Raw genomic sequence first — 694 nt, 5'->3', positions numbered from 1 at the left:
AGGATGTGTTCGGTCATTATTACTAACCCCGTTTAAACAGGATGTTAAATGGATGTTCATTTTTATTTAAGAAGAAAATTATGTCAGAAAATTTTGCTCAACTACTTGAAGAATTCCTTGCGGCAGAAGCTCGTTTAGGTTCTGTGGTTAAAGGTACTGTAGTAGCTATTCAAAAAGGCTATGTAATCGTTGATACAGGTTTTAAATCTGAATCATCAATTCCTGCTGAAGAATTTACAAATGCTCAAGGCGAACTTGAAGTTCAAGTCGGCGACCAAGTGGATGTAGTTCTTAAAGCTGTTGAAGACGGCTTCGGTGAAACAGTAGTTTCTCGTGGTGATGCAAAACGTAACGAAGCTTGGATTGCTTTAGAAAAAGCGTTCGAAGAACAAGCTACAGTTATCGGTTTTGTTAATGGTAAAGTGAAAGGCGGTTTCACTGTTGAATTAAACGGTGTTCGTGCATTCTTACCAGGTTCATTAGTTGATACTCGTCCGGTTCGCGATTCTTTAAACTTAGAAGGTAAAGAATTAGAATTCAAAGTTATCAAACTCGATCAAAAACGTAACAACGTAGTTGTTTCTCGTCGTGCGGTAATCGAATCTGAAAGCAACCAAGATCGTGACGAAGTTTTAGCGAACTTAGTTGAAGGTTTTGTTGTAACCGGTACGGTTAAAAACTTAACGGATTACGG

General features: G+C 38.2%; 1 protein-coding gene. It reads left to right on the top strand.

All coding sequences use genetic code 11. The features are described from left to right. Positions 1-80: 80 nt before the first annotated feature. On the top strand, positions 81-694 hold a 614-nt coding region (locus DAE25_RS22795), incomplete at its 3' end, for a S1 RNA-binding domain-containing protein (protein ID WP_159083937.1).

It is taken from the genome of Nocardioides terrigena (genome assembly GCF_003047265.1).
Taxonomy (GTDB): domain Bacteria; phylum Actinomycetota; class Actinomycetes; order Propionibacteriales; family Nocardioidaceae; genus Nocardioides; species Nocardioides terrigena.
Note: the sequence above shows the minus strand (reverse complement) of the source record. Positions and strands in the feature narration are given on the sequence as shown.